This is a genomic window from Xanthocytophaga agilis (assembly GCF_030068605.1).
Taxonomy (GTDB): Bacteria; Bacteroidota; Bacteroidia; order Cytophagales; family 172606-1; genus Xanthocytophaga; species Xanthocytophaga agilis.
In genome coordinates, this window is record NZ_JASJOU010000018.1 from 25,368 (window position 1) to 49,004 (window position 23,637).

Annotated in this window: 20 protein-coding genes and 1 pseudogene; 2 read left to right on the forward strand and 19 right to left on the reverse strand. The window is 38.6% G+C overall.

Features of this window, described 5'->3' with window-relative positions:
• Positions 1 to 63: 63 nt before the first annotated feature.
• On the reverse strand, positions 64 to 666 hold the full coding sequence (locus tag QNI22_RS34005; protein ID WP_314518127.1) for an RNA polymerase sigma factor: 603 nt from the start codon (positions 664 to 666) through the stop codon (positions 64 to 66).
• A gap of 797 nt (positions 667 to 1,463) precedes the next feature.
• Between QNI22_RS34005 and QNI22_RS40425 the strand changes: the two are divergent.
• Positions 1,464 to 1,649: pseudogene (locus QNI22_RS40425) on the forward strand (Tn3 family transposase); the annotation flags it as partial.
• Between the two features lie 942 nt (positions 1,650 to 2,591).
• Here QNI22_RS40425 and QNI22_RS34010 read toward each other — a convergent pair.
• From QNI22_RS34010 to QNI22_RS34040, 7 genes are all read right to left on the reverse strand, one after another.
• Positions 2,592 to 3,242, reverse strand: a complete 651-nt coding sequence (locus QNI22_RS34010) for a helix-turn-helix transcriptional regulator (RefSeq protein ID WP_314518129.1) — start codon at positions 3,240 to 3,242, stop codon at positions 2,592 to 2,594.
• Between the two features lie 463 nt (positions 3,243 to 3,705).
• A complete protein-coding gene (locus tag QNI22_RS34015; RefSeq protein ID WP_314518131.1) occupies positions 3,706 to 4,821 on the reverse strand; it encodes an ABC transporter permease in 1,116 nt (371 codons plus the stop codon).
• 90 nt (positions 4,822 to 4,911) lie between these two features.
• Positions 4,912 to 6,186, reverse strand: coding sequence for an ABC transporter permease (locus QNI22_RS34020; protein WP_314518133.1), 1,275 nt, complete (start codon positions 6,184 to 6,186; stop codon positions 4,912 to 4,914).
• Complete coding sequence (locus tag QNI22_RS34025; protein ID WP_314518135.1) at positions 6,180 to 6,893, reverse strand: ABC transporter ATP-binding protein; 714 nt, start codon at positions 6,891 to 6,893, stop codon at positions 6,180 to 6,182. Before QNI22_RS34025 ends, QNI22_RS34020 begins: the two co-directional genes overlap by 7 nt.
• Positions 6,894 to 7,128: 235 nt before the next feature.
• Entirely contained in the window at positions 7,129 to 8,541 is a 1,413-nt protein-coding gene (locus QNI22_RS34030) for a TolC family protein (protein ID WP_314518137.1), read from the reverse strand.
• A 92-nt stretch (positions 8,542 to 8,633) separates the two neighbouring features.
• A complete protein-coding gene (locus QNI22_RS34035; protein ID WP_314518138.1) occupies positions 8,634 to 9,884 on the reverse strand; it encodes an efflux RND transporter periplasmic adaptor subunit in 1,251 nt (416 codons plus the stop codon).
• 487 nt (positions 9,885 to 10,371) lie between these two features.
• Positions 10,372 to 11,292, reverse strand: a complete 921-nt coding sequence (locus QNI22_RS34040) for a sensor histidine kinase (RefSeq protein ID WP_314518141.1) — start codon at positions 11,290 to 11,292, stop codon at positions 10,372 to 10,374.
• 874 nt (positions 11,293 to 12,166) lie between these two features.
• Between QNI22_RS34040 and QNI22_RS34045 the strand changes: the two genes are divergently transcribed.
• Positions 12,167 to 12,847, forward strand: coding sequence for a LytR/AlgR family response regulator transcription factor (locus QNI22_RS34045; protein ID WP_314518146.1), 681 nt, complete (start codon positions 12,167 to 12,169; stop codon positions 12,845 to 12,847).
• Positions 12,848 to 13,012: 165 nt separating this feature from the next.
• Here QNI22_RS34045 and QNI22_RS34050 read toward each other — a convergent pair whose 3' ends face one another.
• From QNI22_RS34050 to QNI22_RS34100, 11 genes are all read right to left on the reverse strand, one after another.
• On the reverse strand, positions 13,013 to 13,786 hold the full coding sequence (locus QNI22_RS34050) for a glycosyltransferase family A protein (RefSeq protein WP_314518153.1): 774 nt from the start codon (positions 13,784 to 13,786) through the stop codon (positions 13,013 to 13,015).
• 52 nt (positions 13,787 to 13,838) lie between these two features.
• Positions 13,839 to 13,973 (reverse strand): hypothetical protein, encoded by a 135-nt coding sequence (locus QNI22_RS34055; RefSeq protein WP_314518157.1) that lies wholly within the window; start codon positions 13,971 to 13,973, stop codon positions 13,839 to 13,841.
• A gap of 36 nt (positions 13,974 to 14,009) precedes the next feature.
• Positions 14,010 to 15,398: a nucleotide disphospho-sugar-binding domain-containing protein gene (locus QNI22_RS34060; RefSeq protein WP_314518161.1), complete on the reverse strand. Its 1,389-nt coding sequence runs from the start codon at positions 15,396 to 15,398 to the stop codon at positions 14,010 to 14,012.
• A gap of 247 nt (positions 15,399 to 15,645) precedes the next feature.
• Complete coding sequence (gene lepB, locus QNI22_RS34065; RefSeq protein WP_314518165.1) at positions 15,646 to 16,737, reverse strand: signal peptidase I; 1,092 nt, start codon at positions 16,735 to 16,737, stop codon at positions 15,646 to 15,648.
• A gap of 323 nt (positions 16,738 to 17,060) precedes the next feature.
• Positions 17,061 to 17,942, reverse strand: a complete 882-nt coding sequence (locus QNI22_RS34070) for a hypothetical protein (RefSeq protein WP_314518168.1) — start codon at positions 17,940 to 17,942, stop codon at positions 17,061 to 17,063.
• Positions 17,943 to 18,075: 133 nt separating this feature from the next.
• Positions 18,076 to 19,218 carry a cupin domain-containing protein gene (locus QNI22_RS34075; protein WP_314518171.1) on the reverse strand — a complete coding sequence of 381 codons (1,143 nt, stop codon included), beginning with the start codon at positions 19,216 to 19,218 and terminating at the stop codon, positions 18,076 to 18,078.
• Between the two features lie 116 nt (positions 19,219 to 19,334).
• Positions 19,335 to 19,811: a hypothetical protein gene (locus QNI22_RS34080; protein ID WP_314518174.1), complete on the reverse strand. Its 477-nt coding sequence runs from the start codon at positions 19,809 to 19,811 to the stop codon at positions 19,335 to 19,337.
• Between the two features lie 15 nt (positions 19,812 to 19,826).
• On the reverse strand, positions 19,827 to 21,074 hold the full coding sequence (locus QNI22_RS34085; protein WP_314518176.1) for a DUF4221 family protein: 1,248 nt from the start codon (positions 21,072 to 21,074) through the stop codon (positions 19,827 to 19,829).
• A gap of 240 nt (positions 21,075 to 21,314) precedes the next feature.
• Entirely contained in the window at positions 21,315 to 21,533 is a 219-nt protein-coding gene (locus QNI22_RS34090) for a hypothetical protein (protein WP_314518178.1), read from the reverse strand.
• Between the two features lie 69 nt (positions 21,534 to 21,602).
• The gene (locus QNI22_RS34095) at positions 21,603 to 21,821 is read right to left on the reverse strand and encodes a hypothetical protein (protein WP_314518181.1); all 219 of its coding nucleotides are present in this window, start codon (positions 21,819 to 21,821) and stop codon (positions 21,603 to 21,605) included.
• A gap of 1,339 nt (positions 21,822 to 23,160) precedes the next feature.
• Positions 23,161 to 23,310, reverse strand: a complete 150-nt coding sequence (locus QNI22_RS34100; RefSeq protein WP_314518183.1) for a hypothetical protein — start codon at positions 23,308 to 23,310, stop codon at positions 23,161 to 23,163.
• Between the last annotated feature and the right edge of the window lie 327 nt (positions 23,311 to 23,637).

A 23,637-nucleotide genomic window follows, 5' to 3' on the forward strand; every position in this document is an offset into this window, starting at 1 on the left:
ATTAGGCTTTCCATATACTAATGGACAAATCTTTTCTTTTTAACTCTTTTTTTTAATTATTTTTTACCAAAAAAATAAGAAAAAAAGAAAACAGCCTACCGATACCTGGAGGTTAAGTTTTAATTTACGAAGGGCACTGTAAATAAAATTACAGGCAGACTGATAGTTTACCCCCATTATCTGGGCAACTTCCTCATTGGAGAAGTTATGGTAGTAACGAAGGTTAATGGCTTCTTTTTGTCTTTTGGGGAGTTGCTCCAGAATCGTTTTCAGATTTTCCATTTGTAACGATTGAACTTCAATACCAATCAGCTGACTTTCATGGGAGGGATATGAAAAATAATCCTGATTCACTTCTGTATCATATTCTGTACTTTGCAAGCTGAAGAAACCCTTTGTATTTGTATTGTGATAAATCTTATAGCGAAGCGCCTTAAATAAATAAAATTTCACTGAGGTAGTCTCTGCAATTCGTTCTCGGCTTTCCCATAATTCAAAAAACAAGTCCTGAATGCTATCTTCAACTAAGGTACGATCAGAAGTAATCTTATTGCCATAATTTAGTAATGCAGTCACATATTTTCTATAGATAGAGGCAAATGCAGCCCTATCTCCAGCCCTGAAAGAATGCCATAAAGTATCGAACTGCGAATTAGAAGAGGTCATAATACAGCGTTATAGTAAATGCGGAATGAAATTTATATAAATAAATGCAGATTTCATCTATTCTTAACAGAGAAAAGTTCATTTTAATCACAGGAAAGTTCAAAAAACGAAGAATATGTTTTATAGCTGTAAAACAGCCATATCCAGAGACTACTCAACTTTATATCTGGCAATAACAGAGCTGTTATACAGAAAAGGTTAGAAACTAGTGAAGTCAGTTATACTAAAAACTTTCCAGAATTCACCGTCTTATCAGTAAGAATAAAGAATCGGGTGTCTTTTCGACTTAAATCCTACTAGGAGTCAGTAAGCCATGTAGGGCTTTGGTAAATAGTTTCTTTAATCCTTTTCAAACCTATTTACTTCTCATTTTGTCCGTCTGGGATACAAATCAGTTTACACTTTCTTGCTATATACCAATTTTTGTCTTGTCAACTCTTATAGATGCCAATGTATTGGAGCAAAAACTCACGAACCTTGTTGCGAGCAAGACTTTGAATCTGAAAGACAAAGCGATGTCATTTGTATGCGAGTAGTCGCCAGTATAAAGCTTAAGCAGGTAAGCGCCTGAACACTTCTTCACAGGCTAAACTCGTACTCGTGGCAATATACAGTTTATCAGGTGCTGAACGAACTAGACAAAGTACTTAGAAGGATTTTCTGCTTTGATATATGGATGGTGGAAAGCTACGAAAGCAAATCTATGATCATTTAGAAAAAATCGAGAGTGCACATCAGTTTCTGAAGCCGTCTTTTATGGTAATAATGAGCAAATATAATTTGCCAGTAAAGAAGAACAGTTACTCTCCGATGGTTGCAAACGGCTTATCCAGAATGCCATTATTAGCTGGAATTATCTGTATCTTACAAAAAAGGTCAAGCAGGTTTGTCCATCCGAAAGAGAACAATTAATTCAGACAATCTCTCAATCTTCGCCTATAAGTTGGCAACGTCTTAGTACCCACTATCAACCTGCAGGGTGAATTTAATTTTTCAGAGAAGTTATTAAAAACGCGATTCCGTTTGATTGGAAGCATTTAGTAAAAGTGATGCCGAGGGAGCAAAAAAACCAATAAATACTTAAATATCAGCCATTTACATCTTTAAAGACATAATTTTACCCCAAACTTTTAAGAGAGGTGCAATCCAATTCCAAGATTGGTCACTAATTTCATAACGTCTACCCATCTGGTAAAATTGATAAGTAAGTATCAGCACAGCCTAATAAGTTAAAGGCACAGCCCAGATCTTTCCTCTACAATAGCTTCTAGACATTTTCCAAAGAATGGCTAAAGTTAACAGATAGCTACTGTATTCTTGTATAAAGATTGTCTGTAGTTGTATACAGGTTGTAGTAGAAGAACTTGATTAATATGATACTTCCAACTTGCCTAACAATCTGGTTTGCACACACTATTTAAATAGACTATTTTAGTGGAAGGCAACCATAAGATAGGAAGAAAGATTAATTAGCCTGTCCCTCTTTTACTTTTAACACAAATAGCTATTTGCAATTTTCTATTTGTATAATATTGTCTTACACAGAAAGTACAGAGCGATCTGTCAGTTGTTGTAGGTATAAGATCTATTATATATGTAGAATAGTGTATTCTGATCTGCTTTTTAAATAAAAGCCCGATTTTGCGCTTTTATTTTCAGTTACCTGATAAGCTATTTTATATTAGAATCTTGGCTTACTCACAATTTTATCAGCTACATCCAAAGTCTAATTTTTCAAATGATTGATTACCTTCAGCCAGATTGCTTTCACCTACACTACAGAGCTGCCTTATTATTGGCAAAGGCTGATATTATCCAAACCAACTATACCATCTGCACTTTGAACTATACTTTATTGATCGCATTTGAATTGCAACTTCTAGTATACAAGTGGCTCTGAGTGATATGCTCAAAAGACTAATTTATTACAGACGCATCGTCTGTAATAAATGAACATATTGCATCAGTTGATCTGAGCCATCGATACCTATCTTCCGGATGATATTGCTTTTGTGATTTTTGACAGTATGATAGCTTTTATTTATTTTACTGGTCAGTTGTCTGTTGGACAGGCCTCTTGAAAAAAGGTACAAAATCTTGATTTCTACATAACTTAAGGATAAAAAGGAACATAAGTCATTGGGTAAGGCAGGCTCATTGTATTGAATAAAATTGCTAAGATAAAATTGGTTGGCTCTTCGTCTCCTGCTGGCTGCTATATCGTTTAATAATTCATTGACAGAAAATACGCCTGTGACCTTGTGTTTTTTTAAAAAATGAATGCCTTCATCACTGATCGAGTTGCTGATAAAGGCTATTTGCAACCTTTTGGCAAGCTGTAACATAATATAAAGCACTTCTAGAAAATTATGTCTGGGAAAATTGCATTTAACAGTTACCAGATTGGAGGGATTAAGGCTGCTCAAGTAGTGATTTATATCTTGATAATAATTCACTCTCATATCGAAAACAGGTAAATCTTCGTCATCAAAATCGAGAATGACAAAATTGTTTCTAAGCTCGGTAATCACTTTTAATGGACGGTTTGTCATCAGAGTATCAATAGCGGGCAACATATAATTTTACATTAGGTAAGGGTTATAAAATCTTGATAAATAATGGTAATTAAAAAAGTGTAAAATTATTTCTAAGGCCTGAAATTCAGCTAAGTATCTTTACCATAACCGAACAAACCTGTGCTAGTAACATTTGACCGCTAGCAAAGAATGAGGCCATATTACTCCAAATGGAGCTTTGAGAAACTACTGAACGTCTTGTTAGTAGTAAATTAGTAGTAAAGCGGTTCTTACTACGCTACTTATGCGGTATTTTCCAACTCAAATATGGAATCGAATTGACGATGACAGAATAATAGCAGGAGATAATAGGATATAGTTTGTGCTCTCACGCTGCTTGTTTCAGTCCTTCTTAAAGAAAAGAAACCTTAGCAACCAGCCAATCTATCTCAATAAGATAACCCATTAAAACCAGTTGTTTGCTCTAAAAAATGGCATACACAGTATACTCTTGGTTGCGAGTCTAATTTTCCTTTAATGCCTCCACCACAGAAAGATTTGCGATGCGAAATCCAGGATAAGCAGAACAGCCAATAGCCAGCAGAAGTATCAGCACAATGGATGAGATGATGGCAAGCAGAAAGATAGAAGTGTTGATGTTAAACGCTCCCACAATAGGAAAAGGAAGGACAACTACAGCTCCTATCAAAAGACCTATTCCGCAAATGAGTATACTTTCCAAAACAATTTGCCTACCAATGCTTCCTTTGGTTGCACCAATAGCTCTGCGAAGTCCGATTTCCTGCTTCCGCTTGGAAACATCCAACCAAATCAGGCCTACTAATCCGATAATTATGTTAATGATTAAATAGCTGGCAACAATGGCAAAAAAGAACAAGGGGATCAGCGAAAAAGTATTATTAGTCTTACGCTCCGAAAAGAAAGGTAGTATTTTCACATTCTTCTTTGTCAAAAGGGCGGATAGGTCTTTTTTCAGATTTCCGATCTGGTTTATATCCGAATTAGTTTTGAGCAAAACGACACCTTCTTCTGTGATCTGCCGGCTTTTAAGCTGAGTTATAATCACCTCTGAATAGTCGCTAAAATCGTTAATGGTCTTGTAATTCTCCACTACTGCTGCCACCACTGCCAATTCATTGGCATTACCTAGGCTAACTTTTTTTCCGATAGGGGATTGTTCCGGAAATAATTTCTCTTTCAAGGTTTGGTTGATTGCCACTAAAGGCAAAGCATCTCCAAGTTTGTAATTATCAAACCACTCACCCTCCACAAGTTTTAATCCCAGTACATTCTGATAGTTCTTATCAGCTTCGTACCACAAAGCTGACACCTGATTGGTATTGGTTTTGACAGTCAGCAGCGGGTGACCATTCTGATAAGGAATTGCTTGAGAAGAAAATGAAAACGCTCTAATTCCCTCAATGGATCGCAGGTAATTCTGTAATACAGTTTCCAGTATGGCCTCGTCTGCTGTAAAGTCGGTTTGCAAACTGTCAGCAGTTGGATATTCTCTGCTTGAAAAAGAAAGAATATAAACATGCTGGCCATTCAATCCAATATCCTTTGCATAATTTTGAAGGTTGTTAAAAAGAATGGTCAGAACAGCAAAAGCAGCCATAAAACAGAAGAAAACCTCCACAACAATAAAATAAGTCTTCTTCCTTCTTGAAAGAATAAGTTTTAATAAGTGTCCGAACATAGTATTGCCTTATTTATAATTATTGATCGCATCAACCGGATTGATTTTGGACATTCTCCACGCTGGAATCACTCCAGATAAAAAACTGAACAAGAGGGTAAATAACATGCCCATCACTAATGCTATACAGTCTAGTTTGAGCAGTAGGTTATCAATTATCTGGCTGTAATTAAAAATGCCTATCAGAGCCAGTACCAGACAGATGCTCAGGCCAAAGCCAATAAAGTTTAAAACCATATTTTCAATCAGAAATTGAAAGAACAACTGTTGCCTTGTAGCCCCAAAGGAACGCCTTATTCCTATCTCTGACCATCTTTCCATGATTCTACTTGTATTGATATTTATCAGATTAAGGGCTGGCAAGAGCATGCAGAAAACAGAAAACAACACATAACAAAGTAAAAAAGTGTTCAACTCATCCTCTCGGTTGGGCCCGATCGATATACGGGTAAAACTTGATAAAAAATCATCTGCATAAATAAAAACCTTGTTGAAGCCTTGGTGATAGGCAGGAAGGTCTGATTCGATCAGGCCCTTTAACTTGTTAAATTCTTCCTCCATGGCCGTAAGTCCGTTGGCCTTTTGAGAATATAAAACAACATTATAATCTCCTATGAATGTACGGTCTTTGGCATCTCGCATATAGATCTCATCGGACGGATTAGCCAAACTTGAGTAGGGAATGTAGGCATCGGCCATTACGTAACGCTGAAAGATAGAAGCATCCTTGACAAGACCAATGATACGAAATAGTTTTCCATTCAGATTGAGGGTTTGCCCTCTGACATCTGTTTTACCAAATATTTTTTGGGCCATTGCGCTGGCAAGCACAATGACTGGCTCTTTGGCCAAGCACTGCTGGCGATTGAACTGGCTGCCCCACAGAAAGTTAAAATGATAAACATCCCAGAACTGTTCGTTGACAAACCGCACAGCAAAAGTACTTTCCTGATTATTGGTAAAAACAGGCAGCGACTTGGGAGAGGAGATAATTGCTATTTGCTGGGGTTGTTTGAGTTTAGAAATGAAATTATCAATTAGTGTAAGACTCAACCCTCCTGCTGAATAGTATCCTTTTTGCGTATTCATCACCTTTATTTTGGTAATATATAAACAAGCTCCCCGGTTGGTATCCGGGTATGAAGGGTTAATGAAATTTTCAATTAAGGAGGTAAAAAAAACCAAAAAGGTCAGTGTGATTACGGTTCCAATCAAACTGATTGCAGTAAAGAAAAGATTTCTTTTCAACAGAATTATCGAAAATTTGAGATAGGTCTTCAGCATAAGTGAGAGTCGTGGTAAGTACTGTTTTCTTCCAGAAAAGGCTTTTGGAGAATGATTCCATCTTTCATTCTTATGATGTAATCTGTTTTACCTGCAATGGAAGGATCGTGGGTAACCATCACAATAGTGATCTGATCAGTTGAATTCAATTGCTTTAAGAGCTCCATGATCTTTTCGCCCATTTCTGTATCCAGGTTTCCGGTAGGCTCATCTGCCAGAATTACCTCTGGATTACCCACCAAAGCCCGCGCAATAGCAACCCGTTGCCTCTGGCCTCCGGAAAGCTGGCTGGGCAGATGGTAGAGCCGATTGGTTAAACCCACTTTCTGCAAAGCAGCTTTGGCCATTTCAATCCGCTGTTTAGTCTTTATATTGCGATAAATGAGTGGCAATTCCACATTGTCCAGCACCGGCAGGTCATGAATCAGGTGATAATTTTGAAACACAAATCCAAACTTGCGATTTCTTAATTGCGATAACTGCCTGTCACTCAAATGGGTAACAGACTGACCATCAACAAGCATCTCGCCATCGGTTGGCGTATCCAAAAGACCTATGGTATTGAGTAAGGTTGACTTACCACATCCGGACGGGCCCATGATGGAAATAAATTTGCCTTTTTCAACATGCAGATTGATTGCGTTCAAGGCCTTTGTCTGCAAATGTTCAGTCTGGTATATTTTGTTGACGTTTCGTAGTGTTATCATTGTAGCCTTGTGTTGAATGTAGTTAAGCTTTCAGTATATACTTTCATTATTTATGGGTGTTACTCTGCCTTGCCGGCGCTGTCGAGCTTGTATGAATGTACTATCTAGTTAACTTTCTCGAACAACCAGACGTCGGTTTAGTCCTTTTAGCCTTTCAAGCAGCAGCTTTCAAGTTAGAATTTTCAAGTTGGTGTTTTCAAGTATGCCCCGCTTCCCAATACAGGAGAACAAACCTCTAGGGCGTCCCTGCTTGCGGAGACTGTTTATCTTCCATGGTCAACATTTTAAGGTAATAGTATGAATACCAGTAGTTTCTCAATGCATTTACATAATCGCGACTACCCTGATCCTTTTCCTGAGAGGCAATGCTGAATTCAAAGGTATTGATAGTGCCGAGCATAAACTTTTCTTTGGTAATCTCATACTTGTGTAAGGCTACTTGTTCAGCCTTTTTGCTCAACTGAATCTGTTGTTTGTACATTTTAAACAATGCGACATAGGTTGATATCTCTTGGACTAAAGAGAGCAGGTGTTGTTCATTGGAATATTTGATTAATTCTTTATTTACCCGAGCCATGTTTATCTTCGCTTTTCCCCTACCCCAATCGATCAGGGGAATCGATAGGTCAAGGGAGACAATCTGCTGGTTGAGTATATTACTATATAATTGGCCGAAGCTGGTAAAACTGTTTGATAATCCAAGATTGGCGTTTATGACTGCACTAAACCTACTTTCCCGGAGTGCTTTGTCATAACTCATGTCTGCCTCTTGTAACCTTCGTTTGGCTGTTACAAGATCGGAACGGTTTTCGAGTGCTTTCTGCAAAGTACGACTAGAATCCATAGTAAAAGCTGAGTCCAGATCCGGTACTTGGAAACTAGTCTCCAAGTTTTCATTAAAACCCACAAATGAATTAAATGACTGAGTATTTATCTGAAGTTCACTTTTTGCTTGCAGATAGGCTTTTTCTGACTTAAGAATTTCCAGTTCAAGTTGTAATAGCTCATTTTTCGACACTTTACCCATATCAAATCGCAAAAGTGCCAGTTTATAAATATGCTTGTTGGTAGCCAAGTTGGCAAATGCCAGCTCTTTGTCTGCTTGCGAAAGCAGACAGGCGAAGAATTGTTCACAGGTTTTCAGACTTATATTTGCCAACGACTCCTGTAGTATCTTAGTATTTTCTTCGTATTTCAACGATTCAATTTTTTCATTCCACTTTAGGGCATTGAAGCCAAAAAGAGGTTGCTGTAAACCGATTCCAATGGGAATGCCAGTGAATATTCTTTTCCTGTTGTCATAATCTTCAAACATCTGTACCTGAGAGGTCAGGTAAACGGTTCCTCCGGTCTTTCTGATCACTTGGCTTAAATCCAACCGAACCTGGGAGTAATTGTTGCGTACAGCCCTGAATTCAATGTTTCCATCCGGCTGTACTACCTGTTTGTAGCTCCGGCTAAAGGAAGGGAGCGTGCTTTGCAGCGTTAGCTGAGGTTTGTAATCGACCAGAAACGCTTTATACTGCCACTCAATGGTTCGTATATTTGTACTGATCTGCTGTGATGAAACCGATACAGTCTGGCTTTGGCGGATCGCTTCCTGTAAAGTAATCGAAGTCTGCGCGAAAGTAGCAAGTGTGGCGCTCAAGCATATGATAATTGTACTAATTCCCAGACCAAAGACCAAATCAAATAGTCTGGCAGTATTTATCCTTTGGTTGTTCATGTGGTTTATCAACATTAGTCAACTTTTATTTTTTCAGCCGTAGTTATCTCACTCAAATCGGTTAGAATAATTTCCTCATCAGGTTTCAGGCCGCTGAGTACTTCAATTGACTCGGTATCGGTCATTCCAAATGTAATCTTCCGTTTATAAGCCATTCCATTGCGGATAACATACAAGTCCTGTTCTTTGAATCCTTTGTAGAATACGCCTTTGGGAATAAGCAATGTATTGTTCTTAAAGGAAGTGATCAGGGATAACTCAACTTTCATGTTTGGCTTTAAAAATTGTAACTGTGTGTTTACGTTTTCTAGTGTTACTTCAAAATACAGTAACCCATTTTGAATGGCGGTCTGGACGCTAGTAATCCGCCCGGGTAAAGACCTATTTTGAATGGTGACATTGACCCCCATACCTGGTTTGACAGATGCTCCGAATGATTCGGACACCTTGCCCACTATTTTGAAGCTGGATATATCTGCCACTTTGGCTACCACATCTCCCGGCTTTACATTGCTGCCAATGCTTTTATTGATCCAGCTGACAACACCTTTGCGTGGTGAGATTACATCCAAACCCTGAATTTTGGACTCGTATTCGCTTATATCGGCTTGTTGCATTTTAGTGTTTATCACCGCCTCGTTCAATTCTTGCCTGAGTACGACTTCCTGGGTACGGATCTCGTTTTGTAACTTATGCGCTTCAATCTGGGCAATCTTTAATTTCAGTTCGGCCTGCTCTACTGTTTCCCGTGTATTTCCTCCTGCTTCAAATAATTTTTTTTCCGTGGTTAAAAAATTTCTGAGGTTACCTATGTCAAGCTTTTTGATCGAGTCCATCGCCCTCAAATCGTACATTTTCTTCCAAATCTCATACTGAAGCCGTTTAATTTTGTTTTGCTGCAGAGCAAGCTGGTCTTTCATTTTCTGGTAAGTTGCTTGCGTAGGTTCCTTTTCCAACACCATTAGGAGTTGACCCTCTTCTACTGACTTTCCGTCGTGGACCAGAACCTGTTCGATCTTAGTCTGAACAGTACTGGTTAGCAGTTCTTCATATTCGGGCAGCACTTCCCCAAAACAATTGATGACATTTCTAATTGAGCCCATCGAAGCTTTTGCAGTCGAAAGGGTGGATAACTTTAACGAGGGGGTAAGCAGGCGAGTAGTCAGTACGATTGTAACAATCAGCACTGTTGCCATTGTGATCAGGTAAAAAAGTCGCTTTTTCTTTCTCTGTCTTTTTTGTTGGACTGCAATTTCAAAATCCATAGCTGAAATGATTGTAATGGAGCTTGTTGTGATAAAGATTGTGATAGGAAATCTTTCTGCTGTAACTGTCTGTTGAGCCTAACGGGTGACCATTCGCCCTGGTAATCAGCATAGTAGCTAATCTGTAACTCAATTGAGTTATACTGGAACAAAGGTGCTTTTAAAAAATACTGGGATGTAAAAAATGTGATAGACCTCATTTAAAAGTGATTAAACCGCAAATTTTGGGATGAATACGGTAGAATACACTTGTTCTAATAATAAGATCTAAGATAAAAAGGATGCTGAAAAGTTGGAAAAAGCACCTGAACAGCATTATCTTCCATGCATACTAATATCATCCAAGGGTACCTTCACAGGATTGAATGGGTACAATTACAGCCAGACAATGAAAACATTGATGAGAACATGGATCAATCCATGTACAACTCAACACAAAAGGCAGCGCTCATTGCCAAAAGATCATGGATTAGGCATGTTGGTCAACTCATGCATCAAACTCGACTAGAAGCTCGACCACGAATTCGTTTTCATTTTGGTCAATCTGCAATCTGTGCTTGTGATGATACAACAGTTGAAGTCGTTTTCTGACATTTTCAAGCCCTACTCCCGATTCCTGTCTCAGATCTTTCTTTTGACTGGAATGGATACTGTTTTTTACCAGCAACCTTAACGAATTGTCCTGGCAGTGCAAAAGGATATGTATCCAGGAAACATGCTGATAGCTGATTCCATGTTTGAAGGCATTTTCAACAAAAGGGATAATCAACATCGGCGCTATCCGTTGGGGGCAATGGGAAGCTGGAAGATCGGTTGTAATTGAAATACCGACATAAGGGCTCAGTCGCAGGGTCTGGATTTGGATATAATTTTTTAGATAGTCCAATTCACGTTCCAGTGGAATATAGTCAGAGAGGTTGTCATGAAGCATAAATCGCATTATATCTCCCAGCTTTTGGATGCCTTCTGCTACTCGTAAACTATTATCCTGTAAGGCTACACTGTATAGGTTATTTAAAATATTGAATAGAAAATGTGGATTTAACTGCGCCTTCAACAAAACAAGTTCAGCGTTTTTCTTTTCAATCCGTTCCAATAATTGCATGCGTAGTTCACTAGAGGAAAAACCCTTCCAGGCAAGAAAAGGGATTAAACTCAGAGAGATTACACTGTGGAACAACCATAGTAGCCATGGATTAACAGACGGTTCACCGTTTATAAAGATGACAGACCCGATTCCGGTCATCAGAATGGAAAAAATGCAATAAATCCATAGGCTTTTTGTTAAAGACTTATAGGAGTAGAAACGAGGAAGGATCTCATACCTAAGACCAGTATAGCAAACAAACAGTAAAGGGATGGAGACAACCAATACTCCCCCCAACGGTTTAGGAATCGGGACGTGCATAGTATCTAGGATGAACAAACCACCCCCCCATAAAACCAAAAACATTGTAAACTCCTGAAGAAAGTAGACAGATAAATATCTTTTTATAAGCTGATGAAGGAAGGACATTTTTATAGTTATTTATTCATTTATGCCTAAACTACAGGTAGGAAAGTACATTCCATCCAGGTAGATATAAAATAGGGCTACTTGTAAGCAAAGAGGTAATTAGGAATGAGGTAATCAAAAACGAGAAATTCGATTGACACTTTGTTGCTTATAATCCTAGTAGGTATAAAAGTAACAACGTTGATCTGCCAGGGTTAAGAGTACATCACGTTTCCACTTTGGATATAATACTTCTAATTAGGTATATCATAGTACTATAAATGAACAATCAATCTTATTTAACTCTTTAATCAATCTATAGACTCATCTAGGTACGGTAACTTTTCGGATTCGTAATAAGGCCAGGGTCTAATTTACATCTTATCTCTTTTGTTTCAAATGCCCAATACCACTTGTGTTATCACTAATTGCTTATCTGGCAACTTGTTTGTGCTGCTGAACAGTTGGGGTATTTTTAGTAAATCGTATCAAACAGATAGTATCAAACATACATTATCGAACAGATAGTATTAAACCAGTAAATGTGGCCTGTCTTTCTTAAAAGTAACAGGCTTATTTTCGGTAAGGATTGCAGATCAACTAAGTATTTCTAAAAATATTTTGCCGATTCTGCTTTCAACCTTATTTTAGGTTCTGAGTATTCGAGTAAGCATTGAGGCCGGTAAGTATTCGATACATAACTCAAATCTGCTGGCTTTCAGATTCTGATTACTCAATCCTATTGCCACCCTACCTATTATATACATAGCATTACCAAGTAAACCCTATGAATGCCATTGCAATTGATGATGAACCTGAAGCGCTTAAAATTATTGAACTTTTTTCATTAAAAGTTCCTTCACTTGCATTTAAAAAATCATTTTCAGACCCGGTCCAAGCCATTGACTATTTACAAAAAGAAACCGTAGAATTACTATTTTTGGACGTAGACATGCCGGATTTGTCCGGATTGGAGCTTTTAGCTACTATTTCTGTTCAACCACTGGTAATTTTTACCACAGCTCATTCCCACTATGCAGTGGAAAGCTACGAGTTCAATACCATTGATTATTTGCTCAAACCCTTTTCATTTAGCCGCTTTCTTAAATCCTGTCAGAAAGCGTTCGAAGTCTATCAGCTCAAAAAGGCTCCCTATAAAACAGATTCTGAAAATAATTATCTGTTTATTAAAAGTGGATATCAACAAATTAAAGTCTTTTATGAAGAAATACTTTTCTTAGAGAGTGCAGGCAATTACCTGATTATAAATCTGGCCAACAACCGGAAAATTCCTACACGACTAACCACCGTTGAGGCCCTGGAAATATTGCCTAGCAGGCTTTTTGTACAAATACACCGTTCCTATATTGTAGCCAGAAATAAAATAGAAAAACTTGACAAATATGATGTAACCGTTGCCGGAATCCCCTTGCCCATTGGAGCAAATTACAAAAATAGTATACTTTGATCGTCTATTGTTTTTTAGTGCAATTGCTTGCCATATAAAGTTCTTGCCAAAGTTCTGGTAGCACCTAAGAGCATTCGCCTAGAAAGGCACTCTGCTCTGATCAAAGGCGTTCACTCAAGGTAAAGTCTAAAGTCCGGACAAAGGATGATTTATCCAGACTGGCAACTACTTGGGCCACAGAATGGGTTGCCATCGGTGTTGGGTAATCAGATACTTGAAAATTTCTGTCCTACGGGTCAAAAAATCATTTTTTTTCCAAGAAGCAAACATATCATAGCTGTAGGTACATTTTAAATTCCCGGTAGTTACCGCTTGCTGTTTGGGAACAATTGTAGCAATATTGCCAAGCAATTTACAGCTAGCTGATAGGTGAATGTCCTCTCCTGTCTCGAAGGTAAAGGGCTGAATGTTCCAAAAATACTTTAGCCATTCAGTTTTCATAAAAAAACTTGTACACCCAAAATCAACCACAGTATCATTTTCACAAAGTGTCGTTTGTGGTCTATTGTGACCATCACCAATAAAATAGGTAGTCAGATAATCTTTGTGCTTTGGCAGTTCCGGTGTTAAATCCCCCTTTGGCAAGATGCGACCATTTGGAGAAATGATAGAATTTTTCTCCTCTATCATTTGTAGACATAATTCAATCCATCCCTTTGAAGGAATCACGTCATCATCCAGTATCCATAAGTATTTTGTGTTGACCAGATGGGCAATACTGAATCTGCAGAAATACTTTAAATCTATCGAACTGTAAAAGTAGTCCACCATCGGATGATACTTTTTGATGATCTTTTCTACTGATATGTGATTGCATTGTTGCAGGAGCCAGATTTTCTGGGGTGTAACCGATTGGGAAAGTAAAGCCTCAATTTGCTCTTCAATGTAGTTTCGTCGCCATACATTTAAAATTACGGTTACCTGGGAAGAAGTCAGCATTTTGTATAAATGTTTTTTTATAAGGTGAAACAGGACTTAATTTAAACAGACATTAATTTAAGAAAGTAGCTTTTTCTTTTTCCAGTGTTTGCAGCCAGGAGATTGCACCAGTTGTGACCAGCCAGCAGTAGTGAATGTTTAGGCGGTAAATTTTAGCATAAGGAAAAATGTCATGCATCCAAGCCATACTTCTGTTGGCTGGGTTTGGGACACGAGTTTAAAATTAGTTTAGGTACCCCAGTTCACTGTTTACAATGTTTAAAATTGTCTGCTCAGTGTATCGCTGCCGAGTACGTTCCTGCAATCGGCTAATATTATCCCGATAACTGGGATTGGTTAACAGATCATTGATTTTATCTTTGATTATCTGTCTGGTATCTTTGTGTAAGCATCCACGCAAGCCAATTTTGTGATGAACCACCCGGGCTGCGTTCCCTGGCTGATCATAGTTTGGATTTACCGGATATACAATCATCGGAACACAGAAATGGATACTTTCTTTGATTGAGTTGAGTCCTCCGTGGGTAATAAAGACAGATGCCTTGGGTAAGACATAGGTTTGAGGTACATAGTCGAAGATCGCTACATTGGAGGTAGGTGCAGCCGTATGGTTGAACAATCCGCTGATAATAAACTGAACCGAGTCAAATGCTGTACTAACGTCAATAATCCTGCTTATAAACTCACTAAGCATCTGCCGCTGTTTTTGGTAGAGTGTCCCAAAAGAGATATATACAAATGTTAATGGTTGATTGAGTAGATGGACCAGCCGCGCAATGTCATTCTTATTTATCTGTTCCTGCCGGTTCAATGCTATCTGAGATCCCAGATAAATTCTGTCGTTCTCCCGAGACAGCCTGCTGACTGACCGGGTAGTAAATACCCTGCGTAACGGACTCGTATAAGGTTGAAATTCCATTTCCTGTGGACAAAGAATCAATTCCTTCACATGTGTAAAACCGATACCAAGTGGCAATTGGTCAATGAGTTTATACTTTGCGGGTATGGCTAGCTGACGAGCTTGTCTGCGGACAATTTGCCGGGTAGTGTTTCCAACCAACAATATCTTTTCCTTCAATTCCCTTAATGAATCCTTAACAAGGAACAGATACCACTCAAACCAGGTGTTCAGTTTTTGATCAGGCAGGCGATCGCTCTGTGGCAAAGGCAAATAAGGCAGATAGCTTGCCAACATGGTATTAAGAAGAAAGAATTTGGTACAGGTATTTTTAATGCAGGGATAAATATTGACAAAGTCAGATCCTATAAAAGAATCTAGAAAAATAATTTCAGGCTCTAATCTTTCGATCAGTTCATTGAGTAACTGCTTACGCAGCTTATACTCATTGTGACTGATTCTGTTCAGGATTACATCTTTTTTATTTTTCCCAAAGCGCTTGAGGTAGTTGACTTCATCGACAAAGCTTAAATTGGGACAACAGTTTGCCAGTTTGACTATTTCAAATCCTTGCTTTTCAACATACAAGTCAAGAGCTGGATCTACCCCACCTGTTAGGTAAATTTTGTAATGTTGTTGAAGAATTTTGGCAATTCCTAATATTGCATTAATATGACCTTTGGCCGGAAAGGTGATAAACAATATTTTTTTCATAGATACAAACAGGTAAACTACGGTATAGGGATGGAACGATTTTAAGTTGTGGCAGACAAAACAAGAAGCTTCATCTGCCCCCTTTCATCAAAACAGGTAGATTACATGTTTTGGGTAAAAATTCAGATGAAAATAAATTGATAAAAGTGCTAACGGGTAATTTCTCTTAGCGTAATATAAGCCTTTAGTAAAAAGGAATTATCCTACCATTAGTAAGTTACCGAGCTGGTCATGTTGCTAATTCACATTACTGGATCATCTGACCTATTCGTTTGTAGCGAGTATTTCCTTGCTGATTATCTTTTGACCACCAGATCAGGGTTGCTTTGCCAATAATGTGGTCTTCTGGCACAAAACCCCAGAACCTTGAATCATATGATACACCGCGATTATCACCCAGTACAAAATAATAGTTCTTTTTAAAAGTATACTTAACGGTTTCTCCCTTAATCAGAACTCTTTCACTGATTGTCCTGGCAAGCTGGATAGCAACAGAATCCGAGCTTTCCTGCTGCGAACCTGTGATTTGCTCATATTCTTTGAGCAAAGGGAGGTAGGTATGAATGGTTTGCTTGTTTATCCATACCTGCTTTCCTGCTTTTGGAATCTGTACAGGTCCGAAAAAATCCATATTCCATTCCTGTCCGGGTACGTGAGGATAGATGTTCAGGTCTGCAAAGTCTTTTGTTGCGATTAACTCCTGACAGCTTTTTACAAAAGGAAGAGTTTGAATTTTGCCTATCCATGCCGGGTTTATCCGAAGTATATAGCAAATCGAATCGATTGACAATACATTTTTCTCCAACATCATTTGTGAATAAAAATTCTCAAAAACGATTCCACCCATCATCGATTCGGTTAACAATTGAGTACTGATCAGCCGATAGGTTTTAAGCATTTTATCTGGCAAAGCGATAAGTTTGTCGTTGACAACTAACTTGCCTGCATTGATATGAATCACATCGCCTGGTAGACCTACGCACCTTTTGATGTAGGGAGTTTTAAGATCAAAAGGTTTGTCTTCTACTGGTATGTTGAAAGCAATCACATCTCCGTGTTGCACCTGATTAAACCCTTGCAGGCGGATGTAGGGCAAATGAAAAAGGGTAGAATACATTTTGATTTTTTGAAAGGTATTGTTTACATCCTGAAAAGGGATTTTCAGGACAGTGGACGGCATCCGTGGGCCATAACTAAGTTTGGAGACCAATACATAATCACCTACCAGCAACTCTCCCTCCATTGAATCACTGGTTATTTTAAAACTGTCGAAGAAAAAAATCCTGAAGATGAATACAAACAGGATCGAAAAAAAGGTAGTTTTAATTAAGGGTTGCATTGTGCGAAAGGTTAATAATTTCATTTTAGTTGCTACAGACAGATCGGCAGTATGTAGAGCCGTGTTCTTACCTCAGCGATCTTATCTCGGTGAATGGCACTCTCATTACAGAAGCAGTTAGGGAACCGCAGGTATTGCATAGTTGCGTGTTATCCTCCTATACGCTATTAATTTTAGTTATTTTAATACTTTTGTTTGCTTATCACTCTTGACAGACCCAAGTTCTTGACCAGACGCTTACAGATCGGGCTGTATTTTTGATTGCTCATGATGACTTTATTTCTGCTTCTGTGCCAATGGCTTATACTCATACTAGCTACTTATCAATCCACTCTTGTCAGAAGCTGATCAGAAGCAGCCGGATACAACTTTCCATATTCCTCCCTTAGAATTTGTGAAAACTGCTCCATTAGTAAAACAAGCTTAGTGCTTTGTCCAACATTGTAACTTTTCAGAAGCGTATGTGATAACTGAGCCTGATCCGGATAATACCGGGCGAACAGGCTTTGGCAAAGGGTTATATTACGGGTATAGCATTTTTCCCGTTCCAAGACTAATTCCTGAGCACTTCGCAGTAAATGTTTGATTACATGGTTAAAAATAATCTGCTGATTAAAGTCGGCTTGCATACGATCCATTTGAGTAGCCATCGCCAGCTTTTGTGGCAGATTATGTAATAGAAAAATACAATCTTTGTTGGGTTTGAACCTAGTAAAACCCTTCTCAATCGGTTCTCCATAAACCCGCATGGAAAGCACTGAAACAACAAACTGTAAATATCTATTATTTGCTATTGCTGACTCATTGATCACATAGGTATCAAAATATTTGATGAACGGGTATTTGTGTTGAAGCGAATTGTTTATATAGGCAAATACTTTTTGTAAATCGATAGCAACAAAGTCTTTCAAAACTACCACTGTATCAAAATCCGTTTTACCCTTTACCTCACCGTTCAGATGAGACCCTCTCAGGTATACGCTTATCACTGCATCCTTCCACAGGATTGTGTACTGTTTTACCAAATCGTCGATTATTATTCGTGTTACCGTAGGAAGGGGACGGTTGATACTGTGAAAAAATCCATCAGTGCCCACTAAAAAAAAATCATTTGGATGTGTTTGCTGCAAAGAATCAGAATTTGATGACGAGTCATTATCAATTTGCAAACTGTTACTGGGTTGATGGCCGCTATAATAGAACATAGATTACATAATGCAGATAGTAAAACAGATAGTAAATACAAGGAAAGAAAAAGAATCGATCAGCTCACCGGCCATACGTATACCGGCTTAAGTCAGTGACTTGCACTGACTAATCGGCAATGAAGGATTGGTTTTATTTGGTCGTGATCTGGATCAGGCTTTTATTGGCAAGTCGTTTGGAGAGATACTTGAAACTTTCCAAAGGAATATCTTCAAAAAGCACAGGAAGATCAGTGGAGGGATTATCCAGCAAACGCCGCATGAAGTCTTCCTCTTCTCCTTTTCTGACCGAAGAGGGAATGTCTTTTCCCAGTGGGTGGATTTGAAAATGATTCAAATCAGTTTGGGTTTGCACACTGTCTAACAACAACAGGTGGTTGAACATATCTTTGGTATCTGCAAATTTTGAGTCTGTATAGTTTTCCTCAGATCTGGTAGTAAGCATCTCCCTGAGTGCGGTTGCCATCTGGGCAATCAACTCTTCTTTGTTTACAGCAGAGCCATTGGTCTGATTAAAATCAAAGAAAGGTTCCCGAAAATAAGCAATTGACTCCACCTTTTGGATTAGTTGCTGAACAATATCCGTTCTAAGAATGGGATGAAAACCCAGCGTAATGTGGATGGAAGGCTCTTTCTGGGTGAAAGCATCATGGACAACACCTCTGGGAACGTAAAGAATATCCCCTTCCTGCAACGTTATCTGGTGATCGGCCTGCCTGGTCAGATAAGCCTGCTTTTGTTCGGGGGTTAACTTTTGCCCCTTTAAGGGTGCGGGTATGGGCAGATCATAAATATTCCACTCCTTACTACCATAAAGCTGAATAACCATCACCTCGTGGGCATCCAGGTGAGGGTCAAACCCCCTCGAACCGGCAGGGGTAATATAAATATTGGCATGCACTTCCATCCGCAGTTCCTTTTCAAGCTGATAAATAAATCGGTTCAGATTTGTAAAATGGAATTGAGCAGCCTGGATAACAATTGTGTTGCCTTGCTCGAATAGTTCAAATACCTTGGTCTTGTTCAAAAAATTGAACTGGCTCGTCTGATTGGCCAGCTGGTACTTTTTGATGTCTAATTCTGCACCATTGCCTACCATACGAACAAACGGATAGGCAATAGCAGGTGCGCTCAGATAGTCGTTGATCTGGTTGACATTTACTATCTGATCGGCAAACTCGGACGGCTTGGAGATAAATAAGGGGGTTTTTCTCCAGTAGTTTGCCGCAAAGTCCTCAACCGTTACCGGGGCGATCAGTTTTTCAAAAGTTTCCATACTAAATTAATTGAGAGTGGCTGTTAAATAATCGCTAAAGTGATGATTGTTGTTTGTAGTTCCCATAGGGATATTTTCTAATAGGTATTTCAGACAGATTGCTGACTTGCAGACATTTAGATCTGATCCAAATTTGCGTAGACCTGTTCTCCTCCTCTGGGATTTATTTCATGGATTGCTTGTACATTTCCTTCATCCAGAAAAATAACTTTGGGAAATGTCGATACGAAAGGTTCCCGATTGAAGGCCTGAACATAATCGACAAATACATCCTGGTTAATCAGGGCCTGTTCGCCAAGTCGTATGCGGGCGGTCTTTTTGGACTTGTGTCCGGTGACGATAAAGAGTATCCCTTTTCGATTCCTTGGCAAATAGTTGTTCAGCAGGTAGTTTTCCGCTCCGTTAATACAGCCATCACAGCCCTGAGAGGGAACAAAAAAAACGGCACGGTATCCTGACAGATTTTTCCCTGTCAGTTGGGTCACCTGCCTGATCAAATCATAATCAGCATTGGATTGGGAACAGCCAGCCAGCAGGGCGGTAGTCAAAAGGGATAGGTACACTTTAAGGTATATTTTTATCTTGGCATTCATAAGAGTACAGTCAAGTTAGATTTGGGTTTTTGAGATTGTTTTCGGTTGTTTTAAAGCACGCAACTCAAAACGTTGAAATACCAGGTGGTTATCTGTTTCAAGCTTTTTCAACAGGTACAATCCATCCCTGTCAACAAAAAAGTTATTTGCATCATAATTGCTCTGGGGCAATAGAATCTCACCAATTTTGTCAAAGTGGCGGTTCAGAATTATGATAGATTTCTGCTTGTGACTGTACAGAGGCTGAGAGCGATCAAATTGTTTGGCAGCCAATTCGGCGAACCGATAATACACATGGCGATATGGATCGAAAATAACCGATGTATAGCAGGGTGTTTTAAAATAATATTCAATCTTTGTCAGCTTGTCCAGAAACTCATAATAGATGGGCGAGTAATCCATTGATTTGATGTGCGGGATATATCTGCTTGCCGCATAATGTTTCTCTATTTGTCCATTTTGGGTATTGTAGGCAGTCAGAAAAGGATCAGCCATAAAGCTGATGATCAACAGGCTTTTTTCGGAATTCTGGTCATAAAATATCTGTCTGAGTCCACCTCCCCCCCCCCAGTTTCCTCCCCAATAAAACGTGGGGTAATGAACAAGCCGATCTACTGTTCCGCTCTGGTAATTAAATCTTACTATATTGTTTCTGACCTTATCACTACCAAACATCCCCCCCTCATTGGAGAAGTTACCAGCCAGATATAACTCTGATTTGGTTTTATCCCATAAAATAGGACGGTTGGTAAATGGACTGGGCCATACACTCTGTTGTCCCAGGTTAACTTTATCAACCATGTCACGGCTCATGAGTTTTCCCTTAAGAATGCTGATAAGAGACAATGTGGAGCTTTTGTAATCATAGACAAAAACAGAATCTTCATTAAGGATCGAGTAGCCCTGAATCCGATCTCCCTTTTTAAAACCAAATTGTTCCAGTGATAAAACTTTTATCAGATTACCTCCTGCCAGATCATAATAGTAGATCATCCTGTTCTCCCGATTCAGGAAAGTTAGATACTTTTTTCCCGAAATATGGCTGTGAAAGACCTGATAGTAGTCGATTGCCTCAGGTACAGTTAAGCTATCGAGCTTCCAGATTCGCGATTGAGCAATCGTCAATGTGACCGAATCAGTCACATTGACAGCAGGAGCCAGCACTAGAATGGGCTCAGCCTTAACCCCATACCAATAGATAACTGCTGACAGTAAGCACACGCCTGATAAGGTGAATATGAATGATTTTAATAAACGATTCATGCTTTGAGGATTTTGGTACAACTATTTTTTCGCTCTCACACCAATCATTCCGACTCTGATCTACTGTCGAAGGGATGGTTTAGTTTAAATCTGTCTTTGAAATTGAGCTGTAATTAAACAGCTAAGTGCTGAGGAATCGTCCTATTTGTTCCAGTCAGAAAACTCAACAGAATAACCATCAACCTTTCAAACTTTAGTTTTACGATGGTTATTCTGACTGGATTGGTAATAAGTCAGGAGCTATTGACAGTCCCCACCCCACCAAGCTTTCATACAATGCTCATTACCCGACACAGCTGATTCACAATCTCCACCTGTTCCGGATGAGCAGTATGAGTAACTTTTCGAATCGTCGGGCAAAAGTGCGCCGGTAGTGGCAATAGCAAATCCGACTACCATTTGCAGTTTCTGAACCTTAGGGTTTCTGGCAGCAGCTTTAAACTTTTGAAGTATTGTCATATTTGTGGTTAATTTTTGGATGAAAAAAATGTTGAAAGTAGATAGAATTGAAGGCGTGTTTCCGAAAGTCTATTGACAGTCTCCTCCAAACCAAGCTTTTTCACATACTTCATTTCCCCGCGTTGTCCATTCACAGTCTCCACCCGAACCATAATTGCAATAATTGTAACTTTTCGAATCGTCGGGCAAAAGTGCGCCGGTAGTGGCAATAGCAAATCCGACTACCATTTGCAGTTTCTGAACCTTAGGGTTTCTGGCAGCAGCTTTAAACTTTTGAAGTATTGTCATATTTGTGGTTAATTTTTGGATGAAAAAAAATATTGAAAGGGCAAGCAATATGAATATTGTTTTTTTGATTTTTTTAGTAAAATTTTCTCATTTTCCATTCCTATTAAATTAAATACAGAAAATAAGTAACTTCTAGCAACAGAAAGAAATACTGCATTTACACTTTTATTTAAGATGATGGTATTCTAGTGAATAGAGATGTTTCAATATATAATTCCGCAAGAACAACCAAATTATACTTAGCAAGTCAGAGCTATTGAAATCCATCAACTATGCCAAGCAAAAGATGCGCTGCTTATCATTGCCAAGCCTGACCACCTTTTACGGATTGGATATTTTATTTCTTCGCTGTTAGAATCCAGCGTTCATTTTAAAGGCTGTGATCTTCCCAAAGCAGATCATTTTACTATTCATCTGTTTGCTACTCTGGCAGAGAAAGAACGGAAGATGATTTCAGAAAGAACAAAAGCTTTTTGCAGAGTAAAAAGAAAAGGATTCCAATTAGGAACGCCTGCCAAGTTGAATAGTGAAGTGCGAAAGAAAGCAATGGATATTAGAAAAATGCACTCTCTAATGAGCACAACATTAAGCAAAAGCAATGGCCTTGCTCCTTAGAAAAGAGACCTTATCTGTTCAGCAGATTGCAGCCCACTTGAACGAGCTGGGATATGTAAACCGGTATGGAAAACCTTTTCAGGTACTAGTATAAAACGCTTGATTGCTCTAGTTTGATTGCGGTAGTTTAATTCAAAAGCTCTATCTAGAACCTGATTAAAAATAAGGCAGCAGGATTATAAATAATTATGTCAAATTGCCATCAAGGCCACCACTATAATTTCAATCATCTGAGATTTATCAATGGCATTTCATTGGCCTCAGCCTGCAATTTGCCAGTAGTTCATCTTGACTTCTTTTTGGTGTTAATAATTATTTAAAGGAATCTGCGAATTTACTTTTTTATCAGCCACATATAAAATCCGGTCAGAAACTGTAAAATCAATCTGAAGCTTTTGGCAAGCCTGCCTTAAATCAATCAAATATTGCAGGTAGGCCTCAATTTTGCCACTTAATTCCTTCCTTTACACTGATCCGAAAGTCCGGATTTGTACGTTTTTCCTTCATACAGTAACCAATACATTCGTTGATCTATTACCTGATATATCGTAGAATTACGAAAGCGTAGGATTGCAGATGCTATAGGAAGTTGTAACCCTTTACTTTTTAGTAAAGCTCTCTTTACCGTATGAGTTTTGACGAAATCTATGTCAGAGGTTGTAAGGTCAATCTGATTAATAAGGTAAAGCGTATGATCACTCAATAAGGCATACCGGTTCACTTTCTAAAGAATTATCTTACTGATAAGCTGCTGATTAAAGGGATCGTTGCCTATTGAGTCGAGTTTTTGTGGTAACTCTTTTTGATAGGTAAACTCATACTCGTTATCAGAAAGACTAAACTCACTGGTATATATTGTGATCGGATTTGACATGTATAGTTTACAGCTAGTTTCTACTCTAAAGTATATACGAAATCAACTTCAAGTTATTCTCATCAGCGATATAACCGTACAGGTATAAAAAAGGAGTAGGAATCTTTTTTTATCTAGTAAAGTAAATGACCTATGCATGTTCTTTTGTGTAAATCTTTAGTCTCCCATACAGGATAACACGCAATAAATACTCTCACCTGCTTATTGTGAAATGCAGTCATCTTTTAGTAAGAAAACAACGTAATCAGAAAATAACGCATGGATAGTTATTATGTAGTTTACCCTTTATCACTATCCATCAATAGGGTTAAAATGCCACTGGTAAAT

What these genes read in the sequence shown, in the direction of transcription:
- QNI22_RS34005 (WP_314518127.1), bottom strand. Translation starts at nt 666, where the DNA reads ATGACCTCTTCTAATTCGCAGTTCGATACTTTATGGCATTCTTTCAGG.
- QNI22_RS34010 (WP_314518129.1), bottom strand. Translation starts at nt 3,242, where the DNA reads ATGTTGCCCGCTATTGATACTCTGATGACAAACCGTCCATTAAAAGTG.
- QNI22_RS34015 (WP_314518131.1), bottom strand. Translation starts at nt 4,821, where the DNA reads ATGGCTGCTTTTGCTGTTCTGACCATTCTTTTTAACAACCTTCAAAAT.
- QNI22_RS34020 (WP_314518133.1), bottom strand. Translation starts at nt 6,186, where the DNA reads ATGCTGAAGACCTATCTCAAATTTTCGATAATTCTGTTGAAAAGAAAT.
- QNI22_RS34025 (WP_314518135.1), bottom strand. Translation starts at nt 6,893, where the DNA reads ATGATAACACTACGAAACGTCAACAAAATATACCAGACTGAACATTTG.
- QNI22_RS34035 (WP_314518138.1), bottom strand. Translation starts at nt 9,884, where the DNA reads ATGGATTTTGAAATTGCAGTCCAACAAAAAAGACAGAGAAAGAAAAAG.
- QNI22_RS34040 (WP_314518141.1), bottom strand. Translation starts at nt 11,292, where the DNA reads ATGCACGTCCCGATTCCTAAACCGTTGGGGGGAGTATTGGTTGTCTCC.
- QNI22_RS34045 (WP_314518146.1), top strand. Translation starts at nt 12,167, where the DNA reads ATGAATGCCATTGCAATTGATGATGAACCTGAAGCGCTTAAAATTATT.
- QNI22_RS34050 (WP_314518153.1), bottom strand. Translation starts at nt 13,786, where the DNA reads ATGCTGACTTCTTCCCAGGTAACCGTAATTTTAAATGTATGGCGACGA.
- QNI22_RS34055 (WP_314518157.1), bottom strand. Translation starts at nt 13,973, where the DNA reads ATGGCTTGGATGCATGACATTTTTCCTTATGCTAAAATTTACCGCCTA.
- QNI22_RS34060 (WP_314518161.1), bottom strand. Translation starts at nt 15,398, where the DNA reads ATGAAAAAAATATTGTTTATCACCTTTCCGGCCAAAGGTCATATTAAT.
- lepB (WP_314518165.1), bottom strand. Translation starts at nt 16,737, where the DNA reads ATGCAACCCTTAATTAAAACTACCTTTTTTTCGATCCTGTTTGTATTC.
- QNI22_RS34070 (WP_314518168.1), bottom strand. Translation starts at nt 17,942, where the DNA reads ATGTTCTATTATAGCGGCCATCAACCCAGTAACAGTTTGCAAATTGAT.
- QNI22_RS34075 (WP_314518171.1), bottom strand. Translation starts at nt 19,218, where the DNA reads ATGGAAACTTTTGAAAAACTGATCGCCCCGGTAACGGTTGAGGACTTT.
- QNI22_RS34080 (WP_314518174.1), bottom strand. Translation starts at nt 19,811, where the DNA reads ATGAATGCCAAGATAAAAATATACCTTAAAGTGTACCTATCCCTTTTG.
- QNI22_RS34085 (WP_314518176.1), bottom strand. Translation starts at nt 21,074, where the DNA reads ATGAATCGTTTATTAAAATCATTCATATTCACCTTATCAGGCGTGTGC.
- QNI22_RS34090 (WP_314518178.1), bottom strand. Translation starts at nt 21,533, where the DNA reads ATGACAATACTTCAAAAGTTTAAAGCTGCTGCCAGAAACCCTAAGGTT.
- QNI22_RS34095 (WP_314518181.1), bottom strand. Translation starts at nt 21,821, where the DNA reads ATGACAATACTTCAAAAGTTTAAAGCTGCTGCCAGAAACCCTAAGGTT.
- QNI22_RS34100 (WP_314518183.1), bottom strand. Translation starts at nt 23,310, where the DNA reads ATGTCAAATCCGATCACAATATATACCAGTGAGTTTAGTCTTTCTGAT.